Below are 19,867 nucleotides of genomic sequence, written 5' to 3'. Positions count from 1 at the left end.
TATGGTAAATATTCAGCTTAGCCAGCAGCTAATAGCTCTTCGTCAGCAAGCACACCTTTCACAAGAACAAGTTGCCAGCCAACTACACGTATCTCGTCAAGCAATCTCCAAATGGGAAAATGGAACCACACTGCCGGATATTGAAAAAATTGTTCAACTCGCTACGATCCTTAACGTTTCCCTGGATGAGCTTGTTCTAGCTAAGAAGCCAACCATTAACCAGTCAACGGTTGCTAAAATCATTGAAGCATATACCCAGCAAAATAAGCAGGAATTGTCTTGGCGGCACCAACGAATCACCAACGGTTGGGAATTTTTAGCTCGTTACTGGTACGTAATCCTAATTTTTGCCGTTTTCATCTATATCGTATTTGATGACCTTGCCTTTCAATAATAAATTAAAGTAAATCACTAGAATAAACCGGGCTGATGATTATCAGAACACATCACGTGACGGCTCACAATACCAATATTTAAAACAAGGCAGCTGATAGAAAGCACTACCTTTCTCATCAGCTGCCTTTAATTTTCTGAAATATTATAATATTAAGCTACATTTCAAATGTCTACTGCCGCCAATAGATCCATTACCAACAATAAAAACTAGCGGCGTTGGTAATTTGCTTGGCTTCAACGACGGTTAGCCAGCAGTTGAGCCAAGCCCTGTTGCAGAACGTCGTCATCTACCCTGGTGGTCAGGAAACGCTGCATCGGCGTCTCACTGTGACGGTCCTTGAAAGCTAGTGGTTCAGACGCCAGAATCACCGCTGTCAAATTATTCTCAGTCATCAGTAACTGTCCCGGACCTTGGTACTTGCCCTTGGTATGCTTGCCAATCCGCCAGACGTGCAGCTTGGCGTTGCCAGCCGGATCAACTTTCAGTTGGTACTTGCCATCCGCGTCCGTTTCAACTGGAATGCAGGTAAACTTTAGGACTTCATACTTGCCTTTCTTACTCATAAGCCATTTCCTCTCTTGTACTACTATCACTTATTCTAGCTTTTCGCCCCTGGTAAATTCAACTCGCTGTTCAGATTAAGTGGTACAGTAAAGTTAACAAAAGGTTAGGAGGAATTACTAATGGAAAAAACACCAATTACGGCTGAACAGATGCGGCACTATGACTCTTACACAATCAACCAGATTGGCATCCCCTCGCTGGTCCTTATGGAACGGGCTGCTCTGGCGGTACGTGACGAGATCCTGAACGCCTTCCCGCTCTATCTTGACCATGTCGTCGTGGTCGCCGGGAGTGGCAATAACGGCGGAGATGGCCTCGACGTCGCCCGTCTCCTCCACATTGCTGGGATTAAGGTAACAATCCTCAATGTCGGCAACCCGGCCCATGCCTCCGAAGAACACCAAGTCCAGGAAAAAATCTGCCATTACTACCGGATTCCTGAAACCACGGATTTAACTGTTCTCAAGCAGGCCACCCTGATTATCGATGCCATGTTCGGTATTGGCATCGACCGGCAAGTAACTGGCGCCTATGCTGACGCCATTGATGCCATCAATCAAAGTGAAGCTCTGGTGGTTGCTGTCGACATGCCATCTGGGATTAATACCGATACCGGTGAGATCATGGGGACGGCAGTTAAAGCTGACGCCACAGTAACTTTCGCCTTCAATAAGGTTGGTCTGACCAAGGCGGATGGTGCCAAGTACGCAGGTCGGATCGTGATTGCTGATGACATGGGGACCTACGCCGTCGATGACTAGTTTTTAATTAACATAAAGGAAACTGTGGTATGCACCAACGTAATACACAAAGAACCCCCAGTATTCGAATGAAATGCTGGGGGTTCTTTGTACTTACAGGGACTCAACAACGAACTTGTAAGCTAGTTCTGTCTCAATCCCGTGCCCATTTAAATCTTTACTTCAAGTACTTAGCTGGGTCGGCGGCGAAGTCATCCACTGCAACCTCAACGCTATCCTTAGTAGCGGCGTTCTTCAGCTGGAACTTGCCCTCGTCAACTTCCCGGCTGCCAAATACGGCAAAGTACTTGGCGTTGCGCCGAAAGGCCTCCTTAATCTGCTTACCAACCTTAACACCACTGTAATCCTTGTCGGCCACGACTCCCTGCTGACGGATCTTGTTCAGGAGGTCAAATGCTAATGCATCCCCTTGGCCGTCAGCACTAGCGAAAAAGACATCCAAGGTATCCTGCGGGGTAAACTTAGGATTCTCCTGTTGGAGAAGGAGCATCAGCCGCTCAACACCCATTCCAAAGCCGATACCCCCTTCTGCAGGACCACCGAGCTGTTCAATCAGACCATTGTAACGTCCCCCGGCACATACCGTGGTGTAGCCACCGCCGAAGACCGGCGAATCAGACATGATCTCGAAGATAGTGTGGTTGTAGTAATCCAGCCCCCGCACCATGTTGGTATCAATCTCGTAGTCGATACCAAGCTGCTTCAGCAGGTTTTGGACCTGATCGAAGTAAGCCTGGGACTCATCATCAAGGTAGTCAAGAATCGATGGGGCATTGGCCACGATCTTCCGGTCACCAGCATCCTTACTGTCCAAGACACGTAATGGGTTCCGATAGAGGCGCTCCTGAGAGTCCTTACTTAGCTCGTCGTAGTGGGGCTTTAGGTAGTCAATCAAAGCCTGCCGATAGTCCTCACGCACCTTCTTATCACCTAGCGTATTGATCGTCAGCTTGACGTTTGGTACCCCAAAACGCTTGAAGAGGGTCATTGCCATAGCAATAACCTCCACATCAATCTGTGGCGATTCATTGTTTAAGGCCTCGACCCCAATTTGGTGGAACTCACGCTGGCGGCCGGATTGTGGCCGTTCATAGCGAAACATTGGCCCCATGTAGTAAACCTTATACGGCTTCGGGTATTCAGGACCGTACAGCTTGTTTTCAACATAGGCCCGAACAACCCCGGCTGTTCCCTCGGGACGAAGAGCGATGTGTCGATTACCCTTGTCGTGAAAATCGTACATCTCCTTCTCCACGATGTCGGATGTGTCCCCAACGTTTCGGGAAAAGACATTGTAGTCCTCAAACATCGGCGTCCGAATTCCACGGTAACCAAACTCACGAAAGACCTCGCGAGCATTTGCTTCGACCTTTTCCCATAGACCAGTCACACCTGGAAGTAGGTCGGCTGTTCCCTTCGGCTTTTGATAATCCATGTTATTCTCTCCTTTCAATTCCAGCGTCAAGCATAATAGCAAACGCCCTCCAAGGCCATCAGCCTTAGAGGGCGAATTAAATCCACGGTGCCACCTCTATTCATAGTGACTTCACAGCCACTACCTCAGGAAGTCTCTCAACTTCATGACGTTAACGGATCATACCCGGGACGGACTACTCACTTCCCCCGCCCAGCTAGTAGAGGTGTCTTCATGGTCACCGCCAGCTCTCAACCGCACTGGCTCCCTGTCAATTGCGTGACCACTTTATTTTCTACTCAACGCTTTTACACACTAGTGATTTTACCATAGCTCTTAGCCGTGGTCCACCCGATTAAGAACGGGCCTGGTGGTGCCGAATTCTGACCAGATCACCGACGACAATCAATAGAGTAACAAACATCATCAAAAATACCGAGATAAAGAGCAACTGATAATTGCCAGCCTCGATAACATAACCACCGTACAGCGGACCAATCGCTCGTCCTACCGAAATAGTGATATTCAACAGTCCCTGATAGTGACCAGCCTCGTCAACTGCAGTCAGCTGAGCGATCCAAGCGGGCAACCCCGCAAAGCTGGTCATTTCACCAATGGTCAGCACCACAAAATCGAAGGTGAAGGCTAGTAGACTCTTGGCAAAGATCAGTAATAGAAACGACGAGGCAAAAATAAAGATCCCGATAATAATCTGGCTTGATAATCTAATATATGGACTCAGCTTATTGACCAGGGGCTGCCCAATAATGATCAGCACCCCGTTCAGGGTCCACAACATGCTATAAGCGTAGAAGGGGATTCCCATGTTAGTCATGTGAACAGCCATCACACTCTCCCAAAGAGAATAACTGAGGTGGATCGTCACCAGGTTCAACAGAATCAGCCAGATCAAGATGATCATCTGGCGGTGCTTTGGCGAGTACACCTGATGCCGGGCTCGTGCTGCTTTTTTCTTTGGTATGACAATATTAACGTTGAAATTCAAGATCACCAGAAGCGTTAGTAAAGTATAGAAAATAGTAGCAACTGCAAAGACCAGAACGACGTTAATCGGCAGTAGAATCCCGACCAGCAGAGTCCCGATGACAACCCCGATGTTAAAGGCCATATAGATGTAATTGAAGACGTAACGGGATGTGTGTGCGGTAATCATAGAACCATAGGAATTGACAATCGTCGCATTGATCCCATCTCCGAAGCTATTCAGCATCATCAGCAAGGCAAACCAGGGCCAGCCATGGATAAAAATCAACAAAAAGATGGCTAAAGTCGACAAACTGACTCCGATCAGTGCGGTCTTGTACTGACTCCAGTGATCAAACAGCCAGCCGCCGATATAATTACCAACCATCATGGCAAGTGACATGAAGAGCATGACCACTCCCGCTGTCGTCAGGGACTGGTGGAGATAGTTGTGCATATACATCGTGGTCAACGGCCACAAAAAAGCGGCCCCGGTGTTGTTCAACAAGCTTGCCAGAGCCACCCATTTTAACTTAACAGTGTTCTTTTTTACCGTCATAGAACGCCTCGATCACTATCGCTCAATAACCATTTCGGCAGATGGCACTCGCAATAAGGTATAGGCTGCAGATTCGCGGTTAGCGCGCAGTCCGATACCATTCAGCGGAGTGTTTCGGTAATGAACAGACATGACTGCCGCAAAAGCATGTCCAGTCCGGGAATCCTGCTTTTTCAGCTGAGCCTGATCCCACGGCAGTGCACTAATGCTTAGGGGAATAATTCGATCGCCATCAGCTACCGAACCAAAACGTGACGTTGTCGTGTACTTGTTATTACCAGACCAGTAAGTATAAGAAACAACTGGATGGTTACCGCTCTTGCTCCGAGTCGCCAGAACATAATAATAGTCATCCTTCTTGTTGCTAATCTGCAACGGGTAGTATTTCGTGCTAATCCGGGTCTGCTGGTTATTTGCTAGATCCACCTGGCGGAAGAAAGTCATGTAGGACATACCACCAATCCACACCAGGGATACTAGTACGAGGGCCACATAACGGCCAAAGAGCTTCTTGTCAAAGGCACGCTTGGTCTTAGCAATCAGCATCAACTGCTGCACCCGAATGTAGTGGATGACATAGCAGAGAAAGACAATTGCCAAAATCCAGAGGAGCCAGCCAAGCCAATTCCAACTCATAATCATTCTCCAATCTAAAAAGGTAATTATATAGATTATCACACAAAATTCCACCCATGTCCCGGCTTTCCCACTAGATCATTGCGAATTTAATTCTCGCAAACCGGGAGAACTGTGCTAAACTAAATTTTGACATAAATTTTAAACATGTTTTACAATAAATATAGATTAATAAGTCCTCGTGACGTAATTATCTTAAGGAGGAATTGATTTCATGGACAATTTGAGTGAGTTAGCTCAAAAGCTTATCAATTTTGAGCGCGAAAACGACTTAAACGATAATGAAGTTGCCTTTGGAAGCCATCTATCAGTTGAACGGATTCACGATATTAAATCATCAAATTCAGTGGCGACTTCTGAAGAAACCGAATTGCTCCAACGGTTTATGCAAAGCAAATAATTGACAATATTAACTAAGGCTGGCGCTGAACGTGCCAGCCTTAGTCCATAATCAGATAGACTTGTGATGCTAAGCTAACCTACTAAATTTTTCGTAGCTACACTATAATGAAAATCAAAGGGACTGGAAGAAAACAATACTTTCTTCCAGTCCTTTTTTAATTTTGCGGCGTATAAAAATGTACCGGAACTACCACGGATGGCACCGTGTCCTGGGGGCGCTTGATACGCGTCATCAGGGTAGCGATCAGCTTGGTACTCAGTTCTGCAATTGGCTGAATCACCGTTGGCAGTTCGGGATTTGTCTGGCGGATTAGCGTTGAACCGTTGTAACCAGTCAAGAAATAATCCTGATTAAGCCGGAGGCCAGCCCGATGATAGATATTAACAATCCTCAGAGCCTGAACATCGTTGGAGGCAATCACCCCGTCATAAATACCTGGAAAAACAGTTGCCAAGTCAACATGGTGGACATCTAGCGGGTCAAAGCTCCGGTGGTGCTGACCAAGGTAGTCAACCACCCCCTGAAGCCGGTTGACCGTTGGTGAAACCGACTGATCCTCATCGACCATCACTGCGATCCGTCGTACCTGATGTTCAATCAGGTACTGAGTGGCCAGCTGCCCGCCTTGGTAGCTATCTGCTGAGACAATCGGAATGTTGTCAGCCAGGTAGCGGTCAAACGACACAATTGGCGCCGTGACCTGGTGATACTCCTTGATATCAAGGTTGTGGGACCCGGAAATAATCCCATCGACCTGGTTGGCCATCAGCATACTCAGGTAGTCATGCTCAATCTCCGGGTTTTCAGCCGAAGAGGCAATAATCGTCTTGTAACCCTTGGTGAAGAGCTGCCGTTCCAGTTCGTTAACCAGCTCCGCAAAGAAGGGGTTGATCAGGTTAGGGAAGATCAGACCAATGAACTTAGATGGCTTCCCCTGCATTGCCCGGGCCAGGGCGTTGGGCTGATAGTTTAGTTCCCGCATCGCTGCATGGACCTTCTTGATGGTTTTCTCACTTAAGGACCCGTAGTTATTAATCACCCGGGATACTGTGGTTACCGAGATCCCCGCAAGCTCGGCAACATCCTTTAACTTCGCAACCATTTCACAAATCCCTACTTTCTTCCAAATAATTGGCTGGTACATTGTCAGTAACTTTTTTATTATAGCTTACCCGGCCGCGGCTGGGTAACATATTTCACTAATTTAACTTTCTCTAAGATAATATGTTGTTTTTTTCATCTGTATTAAATTAATTTATCACGACGATTTATTTATATAAGCCTGGTTTGCCCATAACTACACCTTTGTCAGATATAAATTTACTAATTAAACCAGTTCCTTTTAACATTGACGATCAGGTAAATTAATGGTAACTTGGTACTAGCTAAATCTTAATAAGTTCTTAAATATTTTTGTCAAACCTTAGCAATTCTATTTATCAATTATCTTAAGTCAAGGGAGTCAATGCTAATGAATCGTCAGGAATCTACTAATGCGACCACACATTACAAGATGTACAAAAGCGGCCGAAAATGGGTGTTTGCTGGTATCACGGCCCTCACAATGCTTACTGCTACCGGTGCAGTTGCACACGCTGATGATCAACCAGTAAAGGCAGAAACGCAAGTCACCAGTGCAGTACCGAACAGCACCTCAACGGCTAACAGCTCTGCTGCCGTAAACTCAGACAGTTCCACGAACTCCAGTAGTGCGGTGGTTAGTTCCGCCACTGCAGATCACTCGGCAGCTGCTGATGCTACGGTATCAAGCGCCAGTACAACGGTAGCAACTGCCAGTGTTGCACCCGCTCAATCGGCCTCCACTGCCGTTAGTGCCGCCTCTACTAGTGTCAGCGCAGCAACCACTATGGCAATGGCAGCAACCACCGCTCCTCAACAGGGTAACGGGGTGGATGTTGCTTCCCTACATTTCAGTAATAACGCTCACAGCCAAAACTTTATTCAGAGCGTGGCTCCCGGTGCGATCGCTGGCTGGAACAAGTATCAAGTTCTGCCTTCCATCACCGTGGCTCAGGCTATCTTAGAAAGCGGCTGGGGTCGTTCATCCCTGTCCACCAATGCTCACAACCTTTTTGGAATTAAGGGCTCCTACAATGGCCATTCCGTCACTATGCGAACCCGGGAAGTTTACAACGGTCGGAGTGTTTACATCAACGACAATTTCCGGGCCTATGCTAACAATTCCGAATCAGTTGAAGACCATGGTAATTTCTTATACAGTAACCGACGCTACCATAACCTGCTTGGCGACACTAACTATGTTTCCGTCGCTAACAAGCTTCGTCAAGATGGCTACGCAACAGATCCTAGTTATGCCCGTTCACTGATCAATCTGGTCCAGACCTACAACCTAACCCAGCTTGATTCCGTGGCTTTCTCTGGCCGGGTGGTCACCAACCGCTACACGAACGCTTCAACGTCCAACACCAACTTTGCGGCTAACGGTAACACCAACTACTACACCGTCCACAGCGGTGATACCCTGTCCGGTATCGCCAACAAGTTTGCTACTTCGGTCAACACCCTGGCCCACCTGAACGATATTCATAACGTCAACCGTATCTATCCCGGTCAACGTCTGCTGGTCCGGCAGAATACACCTGCAGTGGATCAACACAAAACCCAATCTACCACAAATACAAATCACACGACCACAACCAACACGAGCAGCGCTAGTTCATACACAGTGCAGCGTGGTGACACCCTGTCTGGCATTGCCAACAAGTTCAACACCACCTACACTAGCCTGGCCCAGATCAACCACTTAAGCAATCCGAACCGTATCTACGTCGGTCAGCGTCTTCAATTGCGGGCCCAGGTACAAACGCAAACGAGCAACCATGCTTCCCAGTCAGCTAACAATACCACGCAGCAGAATTCAGGAGTTAGCTCATATACTGTTCAGCGTGGCGACACCCTATCCGGCATTGCCAACAAGTTCAACACCACCTACACCAACCTGGCCCAGATCAACCACCTGAGCAACCCGAACCACATCTATGTTGGTCAGCGTCTCCAGCTGCAAGCAGCCAGTCAGCATACTACGACGTCAACAACCACGACACACCATACGAGTTATGCCACGAATTCAAACACTACGTCAACATACACAGTGCAGCGTGGTGACACCCTATCTGGCATCGCCGCTAAGTTTAACACCAACTATTCACAACTGGCTCAAGTCAACCACCTGAGCAACCCAAACCACATCTATGTTGGTCAGCGTCTTCAGGTCCGGGGCAATAGTCAGACAAGCTACCACGTCACTACGAGCAGTCACGTTTCCACTAGCAGTACTGGTTACGTCGTTCAAAGCGGTGACTCCTTATCTAAGATCGCCGCACAGTACGGTTTAAACTGGCGGACTCTAGCAAGCAAGAACAACCTGCAGAGTCCATATGTAATCTACGTTGGCCAGCACCTGGCTCTCTAATTTAGGTTATAGAAAAAAAGCAAAGGCAATTTTCCTGCTTTTGCTTTTTTTCGTTTAAAACCTTAAAATAAACATAATAATAGTCAATTGCATGTCAATTAACATGCTTTTGGACGGAAAGTGGTGACCGGCCGTGCCAGTGAATGAAAATCCTAACCTTGAGAGCATTAGCCATTTCTTCAAGATTCTTGGTAACCCTAAACGACTACAGCTTCTCTACCTCCTAATCCAACACTCAATGAGTGTTTCTGAGATTAGCGAGCGACTGAATTGGGAACAGTCGGGAGTCTCCCACCAACTTCAACTGCTACGTAAGTATAACCTGGTCCAGCAACATCGTCAGGGCAAGGTCGTTATCTATCACCTGGATGATCCTCAGGTGGTAGTCCTAATCGCCGACGTCCTGAACCACGCCGAACAAATTGTCAAAAAATAAAAATGAGGATGATGGTTGCCTCCCCGGTACCATCGTCCTCATTTTAGTTTAAACAAACTTGAGTTGAAATTTTTCCGTATCTAGGACATCTGCAACTGTCAGCTCTATCCCACTGTGGTATTGGTCCGCATTCAGGAAGAAGCTGGGGTGGGTATGGCCATAAAATCTAAAATCATACTTTGGTGCTGAGTCAGCATTACTGATCTGCATGACCCCTTGTGTACCGTCAGAGCAATGAACCGTTTGCGTCTTATCATCATCATGAACAAAAACTGTCGTCACTTTTAACACCTCCATTATCCATTATACGCCTGTTTTGGACAGCCTAATTATTTTTTATGGTCTATTTTAATTTATCGTGCCATATTGTTTTATATGTCTAATAAATACAAAAAGCCAACTTAATTGGTCGGCTTTTTGCATTTATGATACTTAATCCGCAGCTAGGGCATCGATCGGATTCAAATTAGCTGCTCGACGTGCTGGTAAGAGGGCCGCAATGAAGGAAATCACGATCGCTACCACAAGAGCAAAGACGAGGTTGCCCACAGTGATTTGGACAATGTTGTACTTGATCATCCCATATAGGGCATGATTAAGAATAACCGTCGCAACCAGAGCCAGGACTATTGCCAGGATTGCAGAAAAGAGACCGATCAGAATCGACTCAGCAGTGAAGAGACGACGGATATCTTTCTTTCGCTCGCCCAGCGCCCGCAAAATCCCGATTTCCTTGGTCCGCTCTGACACTGACATGTACATCGTCACGATGATCATCAAGGCTGAAACTAACAGGGAAATTCCGGCAATCGCAGCCAAAACGGTAGAAGCCAGACTGACATATGTGTTAACGGTCTTCAGAATTGAACCAACGGTAATTGCACCGAAGATCCGCTTGTTATTACCATCACGCATGTTATCGATCCGGTTGGCGACCTTCTGGACCTGACTGAGGTCATTAACGATTACGGCCACGGAATTAGCCGCCGTCGTACCCCCACTATCCTTGATCAATCGGTGCATCGTCTTATAATTCAAAGCGGTCACGGCACTAACACCATCCGCAATCCCACTGACCCGTAAATCACCAGTTACCGGTACCGGGTTGCCGTTGTGGTCAATCCAATTGAAGGTCAAGTGAACCTTTTTACCAATCAGCTGGCGATACTTAGTCGGGCCAGTCAACTGCATCGCCTGTTGCTTGGTCAGGAGGATCTCGTTATCGCCCGGCTTGTGTCCATGCTTGATTGCCCGGGTGGTGACAGAACGATTCCAGGTTGCTAAATTGGTACCGCTCTGTTGCATCTTCTGGTAGGACAGTCGGAACCCCGCCACCGTTACACCTGGTTCAACTGCCGAGATTCCCTTAAGTTTGCGTAGGCGGTCAACATTGTGCTGGCTGATCAGCATTGACTGTGGATCGGCTGCCATGTTCTGCATCGAGACCTGAAGCTGATCCTGAGTCATCTTCTTTCCGGTTGGGTTCTTATGGACCGTAACCGCACGTGGGTTAGCTAACGAGTTAATCTGGTTCTGAATATAACCATTAATCCCGTTACCCAACCCGGTAAAAAGAATTACCGCAAATATCCCAATCGCCGTCCCCAACATGATCAGGGAGTTACGCCAGAAATTATACATCAGGTGCTTGAAGGCTGTGCGGTAGCTCGCCATTGCTGGCAACGGCCGTGCAGTAATGTGAGTCGGATGAGTAGGCAGAGTATAGGTTGGACGCAAGCGCTCATCACCGTCAATCAGTCCATTGGCAAGATGGACAATTCGGGTTCCGTGATCGGCAACCTCCTGGGAGTGGGTAACCGCAATGACCAGCTTGCCATCCTTGGCAATATCATCCAGAAGGGCCAGAACCTCCTGGGTATTCTGGGCGTCCAAGGCCCCTGTCGGCTCGTCAGCAATGATTATTTGGGGATCGCTGGCTAGGGCCCGGGCAATTGCTACACGTTGCTTTTGGCCACCAGACAAGTGATTCGGGTGCTTATTGACCTGATCACCCAATCCCACCTTTTCTAACAGCTGAAGTGCCCGCTGCCGCTGTTGTTCCCGGGTCATGGTGGTCATATCCAGGGCAATTAAGACGTTATCAAGAACCGTCAAGTGGGAAATCAAGTTGTAAGACTGGTAGATATAACCAACGGTAGACCGCCGGTAATTATCCAGCTGCTTCTGATCGCGATGATCAAGGAGCTGCCCGTTGACCAAGACCTGACCCGTGAAGTTTCGGTCCAGTCCCCCAATAATATTCATCAGGGTCGATTTCCCACCTCCAGACTCACCAAGGATTGATACAAACTCGCCACGGTCAAAATCCAGACTGATTCCCTTGAGGACCGGGAACTCTTCTTTGTCGAGATAGTATGACTTATGGATGTCATGCAATTCTAAAAAAGCCATATGCTTCTCCTTTACTTAATTTTTGTAGGCTACTTACTAAAATTATACCAATCAGTACCCCAATCACGCCAAGTAAAGGAAGCTTTTTATGAATTAATTAGATATTTCCCGGGAAATATCATTCTTCCTTGGTCAATCGACCATCCATCAGCTGATATATGTGGTCGGCAAACTCCCGTAACCGCATATCATGAGTCACCACAATAACGGCCTTGCGGTGATCTTGGGCCATCTGTCTCAAGATCTTGCCAACGACCCGCACCCGATTGCTGTCTAGCGCAGCCGTGGGCTCATCCGCCAGGATAATCTGCGGGTCGGTATAGAGAGCCCGGGCAATCGCTACTCGCTGGTTCTGCCCACCCGAAAGTTCACCCGGGTACTGATTTAATAACTGGTCAATTCCTAATTCTTCCAAAAGATGATCCAGTGCAGCTGCGGTTAGATTCCCCTGTCTCTTGATCCGGTCAACCAGCTTGAATTGATCACGAATATTCAGATAGGGAAGCAGGTTGTAGGACTGAAGGACAAAACCGATCTTATTGAGACGAAGCTGATCACGTTGTTTCGATGACAGTTCACCCAGATCTTGCTGATCAATCAGGACTGTCCCCTTGTCCGGCGTCTGCAGGCCACCCATGATCGTCAAAAGAGTGCTCTTCCCCGAACCAGATGGCCCGAGGATCAGGCTCAATTCACCCAGATCGGCGGTGAAGCTAATGTCTTTGAGCACCGCGACCCGGCTTATCCCTGTGCCAAATGACTTATCAATATTAGTTAATTCAATTGCGGCCATTTTTCATACCTCCCTTAATTGTTCAATGCCTTTACTGGATCAATCTTAAGAATCATCCGAACTGGCAGCAGGGCGCCCAGCATCCCAAGAATAATCAGAACAAAACTGACACCGGTAATAATTGGCCAATTCATCAAAATCGGTACTGTCGTCGGCAGAACCAGCTGGGTGATCCAGGTGAAGATGACCCCACCAAGCACTCCTGCCATCATCAAAATTATAGCCTGAGACAGAGTAGCGCCAACTAGGTGCCTGGCTGGAATCCCCTGCGCCCGCAGAACGGCATAATTATTCATCTTCTGCATCGTCAAGATGTATAAGAAAACGGCGATGATAATCAGGGAGATTACCATCAGAAAGGCGATCATAAAAGTAAAAGTGTTGTTCTGGGCAGTATAGCCAGGTAGCTTTTGAATAAAGGTATTGACCGGATAGTGGCTCAACTGATTGAAACGCTTAGCTGATTCTTTCTGGTCAGCCACTACCCCGCTGGCAACTGTTTGGTCACTGACCCCTTTCAGCTGCTGCCAGGTATTCAGGGTGGTGTAGACTACCGGAGCAACATTGAGCGTAGCGTCCTTAGCAAAACCAACGATTCGATACTTCTGCCGACTGGAATTCAGATGAATCTGGTCACCAAGACGGTAACCCTTTTCCTTCAGCCCTGCATCCGCCACGACCTGATGAGCACCTTTTGCCTGGTGGCCCGCTATCAGTGTGATCTTATGCTTGGCGATAAACTGCTGGCGATCTAACCCGATCACTTGGGCATTCTCTTTCAGCTTATGCTGACCATCAGCTCGGGTAATAACTACTGGAGTCTGCCCGACCAAGGCCTCATGTTTGTTCAATTTATTGGGGAGCTGATTCTTGGTTACCATCGACGCACTCAGACTCCCGTTAGCATTTTTGTTTAAAAAGACTGTCTGGGTTCCCCAGGCATTGATTGCCGCCTTATTCTCATTGGCCAGCCCCAGCATCATTCCCATCAAGATAAAGACCAGGTAGCTGATCATCATAATCATGACCGTGATCAGGGTGTAGCGAAACTTGGCGTGCTTAATTTCCTTTAGTGCCAAAAACATTTTTACCACGAACTTTCTGTATGATTATTTTAAAGTGACATCGTGTCACTATTGAGTCTAGCGTTGTCACCACCAAACTGTCAACATTTGGAGCTCAGTGAAAATAATTCTTAACCACGCCTTAACCTAATTCTGCGGTATACTGGTTATACTTAATTGGAATGGGAGAGACATCTTCATGAAATATGTTCGGGCCTGGTGGTCATTTGTACTCCTCGTCTTTGCCTGGGGCATCAACACCATCATCTGGTCACCTCAACTGACCTACATTAAATATGCGCATAACAACCTCACCATGGTAGGACTCCAACTCCTCCACAGCGGGACCATCATCCTATACCTGATCGCCCTACTCACGGTCGGGGCAGTCCTAAGCCACCGACCTCTTCGTCTAGCGCGAACCGGTAAAATGTTGCTCTACACTATTCTGGTGGCTACCGGGGTAGTTGTCGTTGACTGGTTAACCTTTAATCAATTTAACTACCACCGTCTCTACAACGCATTGTTACCTGTTAGCCGTAATGTGGCTCCACTGGCCACGGTGGTGATTATTGCCAGTGCCTTGTTACCATGGTTGCGAAGTAAAATCAATAACCGTGGTAGCCTGACTGGGATTGTTCTCACAATGCTGCCGTTGGCAGCAACGACAATCTTTAACCGGGATATGTTCGGCCTGCTCAAAGGAAACTCGGTCACCTTTGGCCTGCTGATTTTGACGATTGGTGCCTTAAGCGACCAATTGACGGTCAACCGACAAACGGTCGCCAAGTGGCTAGGAGCGGCCTTAGCGACCAATATCCTACTGGTAGCAATCATGCCCAACGCTGCCTTTCAAACTCACGGCAGTATGCTCACGGCCGGGCGATTTACCACGCCGACCTTCCTGCCATCTGTGGTTGTGGCGACATCTGCCTTTATCCTATTAAAGAAGTCTTTGATTCGCTTCACCACAACAATCAAGCATCCAAGTTACTTTTTGACTGGACTAACAGTTCTACTTAGTGACGCTGTTGTCATTAATCGAGCCACTGTCTTGACTAAATCCACTAATAGTCTGGCCGGCCAGCTTCTAATTATCCTAGGGCTGACGGTCCTCACCCTAATGATTACCATCTGGCTGCCACAATTGGTGAACCAGCTCCAACGTCACTGGGGACTCAGTCAGCGGATTGATTGCTGCCTTACAACCACCCCCGATCAGTCGGTCGACCAGCAGCTGCTAACAATCACCCACCGGGTTGGTACCGCGATCCTGCGCCAGTGGCCAACCCTGCTGGCCCTCCTTGTTGCCTATGTCTTGGCTGACCTTTCTATTTACTACATGGGTAACCATACCCATTTCGTCAAGCAGCCGATGCTCTGGCTGACAACTCTCCTGATCTTCTTGACCTTCAAGGCCCTCCAGGCACTGACCAACCGCTACTGGCTATCGTTGCTGGTTACTGGAATGGGCAACGCCATCTGGATCATTGCCAACATTCAAAAAATGGACCTACGTAATGAGCCAATCCTACCGTCTGAACTAGCAATGATCAATGACCTTGATAGCCTACTCAAGATGATCGACTACCACCTCTTGATTTACAGCGGGATCGCTATCGTGGTGATCATCCTTGCCATCATTGTCTTGGAACGCTGGCGGCGGGTTCAACGACTCACTTGGCCATGGCGGCTTTGCTGGCTGCTCCTTGCTATCTGTGCCTTTGGCAGTGCTGCCTTTTGGAACCACCATGGCTCCCGAATGCAGACTCTGATGACCGGGCTGGATGACCAGCCTCACTTCATCCACCAGGCCGTGGGGGCCAAACAGAACGGCCCAACCGTTCAATTTCTTAACAACGTCGATATCACGGTCATGAGCCGGCCTCATGGCTACTCTAAGGCCACGATGGACCGCATCAGCCGAGAATATAATCAAGTAGCCAAAAAGATCAATACCGGCCGAACCAATCGGTTGCAAGATCAGACCATTATTTTCAACCTAAGTGAGAGTTTTGCCAACCCAAACCGGGTCCCGGGCGTCTCCCTAAAGGCTAACCCAATTCCGAAGATTGACCATATCAAAAAGGAGACGACTTCCGGAATAATGATCAGTTCCGGCTACGGTGGGGGGACGGCTGACATGGAGTACATGACACTGACCGGGTTTGCAATGTGCAATTTTGCTCAGACCTTGTCGACACCGTATACCCAGCTAGTCCCATACCTCAAGCACAATCCAACGATCGTCCAAAGCTTCAAGTATGCGACAGCTATTCACCCTTACTCCAAGAAGTTCTATGACCGGGGCACTGATTATCCGAAATTTGGCTTCAAGAGCTTCTTCTACCTTGGTAGCAAAAAGCATCCGATCAAGCACCAGCAGAAGATTGACCGCAACACCTACCTGTCTGACCAGACGGCCTACGCCAATACTTTGGACCAGCTCAAGTCCCACCATGGCGCCCAATTCATCAACCTCGTTACCATGCAGAATCACCTGCCTTACAATAACCTCTACAACGGGATCAACCGTTACCGCGCCACAGTTGGCGATGGAACTGATCCTGCCCAGGTCGAAAACTATGCGATGGGAATTCACTACACCGACACAGCAGTCACCCAGTTTATCAAGGAGATCGACAAGCTTAACCGACCGATTACCCTGGTCTTCTATGGTGACCACCTGCCGGGAATCTACCGCAATAGTATGAAAAAGGACGGACTGAAACTACATGAGACCGACTACTTTATTTACTCCAACACTGCTGCACAACGGCAGGGGGCCAAGAAGCTGACCCGGTCAACCCATTACGTTGGTCCAAACGACTTCATCGCAATGGCAGCCGAGCAGACTAATTCTCGGGTTACTCCCTACCAGGCGATGCTAACCCAGCTCTACCATCAGTTGCCCGCATACGCACTAAGCACCCAGCAAAATGGGACCAACAGTTTCAACTCGGCACCCGAATACATTAACCAGCAGGGCAAGGTCGTTTCCTACAGCTCTCTTACCAAGCAGCAGAAGAAACTATGGCACGACTACCAACTCGTCCAGTATGACATTACTGCCGGCCATCACTACCTGCTAAAAACCAATATGATGAAATAATTACTTAATCCCCGCATCGGTCACCCGTTGCAGGGATTTTTTGTTCACCCTAAACAATTCTTCAAGGTTTATAAAATATTTTTAAGAATTTATAAAGGCATCTTTGGAATCGCTTAACTATTGTCAACCACCGGATTAGTCAGCAAAGGTCACGCCAAATTCACCCCCGCAAAACGCCGCCACAACGGCAATCTTCAGTTGCATTGTATAAATTTTTATGGTAGCCTAACAAAGTATTCGAATTAAGTTAATTTTGGTTATCAATCATGTTAACAAATAAGATGAAAGGTGGATTTGGCGTGGATAACACAAAAAATCAACACCGTAAGCATCACTTGATTGAGTATGCTAACGGTAAGTCTCTAGAAGAAATCAACGGTACCGTTGAAGTTCCTCATGGTAAAGGTTTCTGGCGAACACTATTCGCCTACTCCGGCCCTGGTGCATTAGTTGCCGTGGGTTACATGGATCCTGGTAACTGGGCTACTTCAATTACCGGTGGTCAAAGCTTCCAATACACCCTAATGACTACCATCTTGATCTCAAGTTTGATTGCGATGTTACTACAATACATGGCGGCTAAACTCGGGATCGTGAGTCAAATGGACCTCGCTCAGGCAACACGGGCGCGGACCGGTAAAGCGTTAGGAGTTATTCTATGGATCATGACCGAATTAGCGATCATGGCAACTGATATTGCCGAAGTTATTGGTGCGGCGATTGCCCTGAACTTATTGTTCCATATTCCGTTGATCCCATCAGTTTTCATTACTGTTTTGGATGTTTTAGTTCTGCTATTATTAACGAAGATTGGGTTCCGGAAAATCGAAGTTATCGTTGCCTGCCTGATCCTGGTTATTTTATTTGTCTTTGCCTACCAGGTTGCCCTCTCAAAGCCAGACTGGGGCGCCGCATTTATGGGCCTACTGCCTTCCACTAAGGCCATTGCCCAGCACCCTGAAATCGGTGGAATCACCCCATTGAGTGGTTCTCTGGGGATTATCGGGGCCACAGTTATGCCGCACAACCTGTACCTGCACTCCGCTATCTCCCAGACGCGGAAGATCGACCATAACGACCTTGATAGTATTCGTCAGACCGTGCGGTTCACGACCTGGGACTCCAACATTCAATTGTCCCTGGCCTTCGTTGTTAACGCCCTCCTGCTGATCATGGGGGTTGCCGTATTCAAGTACGGTGCCGTTAAGGATAGTTCCTTCTTTGGCCTTTACGATGCCTTGAACAACACTTCCATGCTTAGCAACCCGATCCTGATTGCCGTTGCCAAGTCTGGTATCCTATCAACCCTGTTTGCTGTTGCCCTGCTGGCCTCTGGTCAAAACTCAACCATTACCGGTACTCTGACTGGTCAGGTAATCATGGAAGGGTTCGTCCACATGAAGATGCCACTCTGGGCCCGCCGGCTGGTTACCCGGATTATCTCCGTTATCCCAGTTCTGGCCTGTGTTGCCATGACCTCTGGTGAATCCACCATCCAACAGCACACCGCCCTGAACCTTCTAATGGAAAACTCACAAGTCTTCCTGGCCTTTGCCTTGCCATTCTCGATGCTCCCACTGCTGATGATGACCAACAGTGAAATTGAGATGGGTGAATTTAAGAACCGGATGTGGGTCAAGGTCTGCGGCTGGCTTTCCGTCGTCGTACTGACCTTCCTGAACCTCTACAATCTGCCATCAACCTACGAAGGTTTTGGTATCTGGTCAAAGAGCATGTCCGATACGCTGGCTTACCTGACGATCGTCATTATCCTGATCCTGCTGGTCTGGACCTGTGTTGAACTTTACCGCGGTGACAAGCGTTTCGCCGCTGAAGGCAAGGGTTTCGGTCAACAAGAAGAAGAAATGAACGACTCCGCTAAGAACTAACATATTTACTACCTAACTTCGAAAGGGAATTGGCCTCAGTCAATTCCCTTTCCGCCGTTTAAAACAGTTAGATCATGCTATAATAGGGACTAATCCAGTATCGTTTTTAATGAGGTGAACACGTTGAATAACAACCAAGACAAGGATAAAAAGCCCCTGACCCGAGTCGAACTATACGACACCCCGAAGCCAGGCGACAAAAAGAAGAAGCGCAAGTCTTCCATCTTCGATAATCTCAAACGTCAAGAGCGTAACAACAATCGTCCGCGTCCGAAGAAGGGCAAGCCGTCATACCATCCCGGCCAGAAGAACCGTAACCACAAGACATTCAAGGTTCTGCTGGGGATCCTCTTGGCAGTTCTCTTGGTAATGATCATTGTCTTTATGGTTAAGCAGCAGAATCCGGTTAACACGAGTGATGATGACACCACCACCGTCTCTACTAGTTCTAAAAAGAAGCGGCACAGTTCTAGTCATAAACACCACAAACGATCCCATTCCAACAGCAACAATACCGATACCAGCGATACTTACTCCTACACGGTGCCAAGCAGCAACCACAGTACCCAACCGGCCCATCGGGAATCAACGCCATCGACCAACAGCCATCAAAACTCTGCCTCTAGTCAGCCAGCTCAAAGCAGCAGTCAACAACCCAATGCCAACAGCCAATCAAGCAATAATAATCAGCAGCATCCTACTACGAATCAAAGCCAAAATAATAGTGCTCAGCCTGCTGGGCAAGGCAGTGCCCAACACGCTGCTCCAACCCCGCAGAAGTCAAATTAATTTAAAAAGGGGGTTGCCAAGCCGAGTAGCCGTGCTATAATCATAGGCAACTGAAGGATACGTCAAGTGATAACCTCCTACCAGGGAGTCGGTGCCATGGCTGGAAGCATCGTTGGAGTGACTCATCACCTTGATACCACCTTCTAGCATCACTGGCCGAAATAAGGCCGGTCGGGTCGTGTCCGTTACCACACCGTTGA

Annotated in this window: 17 protein-coding genes; 8 read left to right on the top strand and 9 right to left on the bottom strand. The window is 48.0% G+C overall.

Going from position 1 to position 19,867, the window contains the following annotated elements; translation table 11 throughout:
- The first annotated feature begins 1 nt into the window (after position 1).
- On the top strand, positions 2-394 hold the full coding sequence (locus CK797_RS02525; protein WP_104688239.1) for a helix-turn-helix domain-containing protein: 393 nt from the start codon (positions 2-4) through the stop codon (positions 392-394).
- 236 nt (positions 395-630) lie between these two features.
- Here CK797_RS02525 and CK797_RS02520 read toward each other — a convergent pair whose 3' ends face one another.
- On the bottom strand, positions 631-960 hold the full coding sequence (locus tag CK797_RS02520; protein ID WP_104688238.1) for a hypothetical protein: 330 nt from the start codon (positions 958-960) through the stop codon (positions 631-633).
- 120 nt (positions 961-1,080) lie between these two features.
- Between CK797_RS02520 and CK797_RS02515 the strand changes: the two genes are divergently transcribed.
- Positions 1,081-1,722 carry an NAD(P)H-hydrate epimerase gene (locus CK797_RS02515; protein WP_104688237.1) on the top strand — a complete coding sequence of 214 codons (642 nt, stop codon included), beginning with the start codon at positions 1,081-1,083 and terminating at the stop codon, positions 1,720-1,722.
- A gap of 157 nt (positions 1,723-1,879) precedes the next feature.
- Here CK797_RS02515 and hisS read toward each other — a convergent pair whose 3' ends face one another.
- The 3 genes from hisS to CK797_RS02500 all read right to left on the bottom strand — a co-directional run bounded on the left by hisS (position 1,880) and on the right by CK797_RS02500 (position 5,315).
- Entirely contained in the window at positions 1,880-3,157 is a 1,278-nt protein-coding gene (gene hisS, locus CK797_RS02510) for a histidine--tRNA ligase (RefSeq protein WP_104688236.1), read from the bottom strand.
- 334 nt (positions 3,158-3,491) lie between these two features.
- A complete protein-coding gene (locus CK797_RS02505; RefSeq protein ID WP_104688235.1) occupies positions 3,492-4,679 on the bottom strand; it encodes an MDR family MFS transporter in 1,188 nt (395 codons plus the stop codon).
- Positions 4,680-4,694: 15 nt separating this feature from the next.
- Positions 4,695-5,315 (bottom strand): LVIS_2131 family protein, encoded by a 621-nt coding sequence (locus CK797_RS02500; RefSeq protein ID WP_104688234.1) that lies wholly within the window; start codon positions 5,313-5,315, stop codon positions 4,695-4,697.
- 214 nt (positions 5,316-5,529) lie between these two features.
- On the opposite strand from CK797_RS02500, the gene CK797_RS02495 reads away from it, so the two are divergent.
- Positions 5,530-5,715, top strand: coding sequence for an LBP_cg2779 family protein (locus CK797_RS02495; RefSeq protein WP_057806627.1), 186 nt, complete (start codon positions 5,530-5,532; stop codon positions 5,713-5,715).
- 157 nt (positions 5,716-5,872) lie between these two features.
- On the opposite strand, the gene CK797_RS02490 is transcribed toward CK797_RS02495, so the two are convergent.
- Positions 5,873-6,820 (bottom strand): LacI family DNA-binding transcriptional regulator, encoded by a 948-nt coding sequence (locus tag CK797_RS02490; protein ID WP_104688316.1) that lies wholly within the window; start codon positions 6,818-6,820, stop codon positions 5,873-5,875.
- Positions 6,821-7,189: 369 nt separating this feature from the next.
- Here CK797_RS02490 and CK797_RS02485 point away from each other — a divergent pair, with 369 nt between their 5' ends.
- Positions 7,190-9,172 (top strand): LysM peptidoglycan-binding domain-containing protein, encoded by a 1,983-nt coding sequence (locus CK797_RS02485; RefSeq protein ID WP_104688233.1) that lies wholly within the window; start codon positions 7,190-7,192, stop codon positions 9,170-9,172.
- Positions 9,173-9,305: 133 nt separating this feature from the next.
- The gene (locus CK797_RS02480) at positions 9,306-9,608 is read left to right on the top strand and encodes an ArsR/SmtB family transcription factor (RefSeq protein ID WP_104688232.1); all 303 of its coding nucleotides are present in this window, start codon (positions 9,306-9,308) and stop codon (positions 9,606-9,608) included.
- A gap of 48 nt (positions 9,609-9,656) precedes the next feature.
- Here CK797_RS02480 and CK797_RS02475 read toward each other — a convergent pair whose 3' ends face one another.
- The 4 genes from CK797_RS02475 to CK797_RS02460 form a co-directional block, all read right to left on the bottom strand.
- Positions 9,657-9,890 (bottom strand): hypothetical protein, encoded by a 234-nt coding sequence (locus CK797_RS02475; protein WP_104688231.1) that lies wholly within the window; start codon positions 9,888-9,890, stop codon positions 9,657-9,659.
- A gap of 150 nt (positions 9,891-10,040) precedes the next feature.
- Positions 10,041-12,020, bottom strand: a complete 1,980-nt coding sequence (locus CK797_RS02470) for an ABC transporter ATP-binding protein/permease (protein WP_104688230.1) — start codon at positions 12,018-12,020, stop codon at positions 10,041-10,043.
- A 118-nt stretch (positions 12,021-12,138) separates the two neighbouring features.
- Positions 12,139-12,813: an ABC transporter ATP-binding protein gene (locus tag CK797_RS02465; RefSeq protein ID WP_104688229.1), complete on the bottom strand. Its 675-nt coding sequence runs from the start codon at positions 12,811-12,813 to the stop codon at positions 12,139-12,141.
- A 14-nt stretch (positions 12,814-12,827) separates the two neighbouring features.
- Positions 12,828-13,898 carry an ABC transporter permease gene (locus CK797_RS02460; RefSeq protein ID WP_104688228.1) on the bottom strand — a complete coding sequence of 357 codons (1,071 nt, stop codon included), beginning with the start codon at positions 13,896-13,898 and terminating at the stop codon, positions 12,828-12,830.
- Positions 13,899-14,076: 178 nt separating this feature from the next.
- Here CK797_RS02460 and CK797_RS02455 point away from each other — a divergent pair, with 178 nt between their 5' ends.
- The 3 genes from CK797_RS02455 (at position 14,077) to CK797_RS02445 (ending at position 19,667) form a co-directional block, all read left to right on the top strand.
- Positions 14,077-16,989: an LTA synthase family protein gene (locus CK797_RS02455; RefSeq protein ID WP_104688227.1), complete on the top strand. Its 2,913-nt coding sequence runs from the start codon at positions 14,077-14,079 to the stop codon at positions 16,987-16,989.
- A gap of 281 nt (positions 16,990-17,270) precedes the next feature.
- Positions 17,271-18,878 (top strand): Nramp family divalent metal transporter, encoded by a 1,608-nt coding sequence (locus CK797_RS02450; RefSeq protein ID WP_412458017.1) that lies wholly within the window; start codon positions 17,271-17,273, stop codon positions 18,876-18,878.
- 123 nt (positions 18,879-19,001) lie between these two features.
- Positions 19,002-19,667, top strand: coding sequence for a hypothetical protein (locus tag CK797_RS02445; RefSeq protein ID WP_104688225.1), 666 nt, complete (start codon positions 19,002-19,004; stop codon positions 19,665-19,667).
- The last annotated feature ends 200 nt before the right edge of the window (positions 19,668-19,867 follow it).

Origin of the sequence: Limosilactobacillus pontis, assembly GCF_002940945.1 — a bacterium.
Taxonomy (GTDB): Bacteria; Bacillota; Bacilli; order Lactobacillales; family Lactobacillaceae; genus Limosilactobacillus; species Limosilactobacillus pontis_A.
Note: the sequence above shows the minus strand (reverse complement) of the source record. Positions and strands in the feature narration are given on the sequence as shown.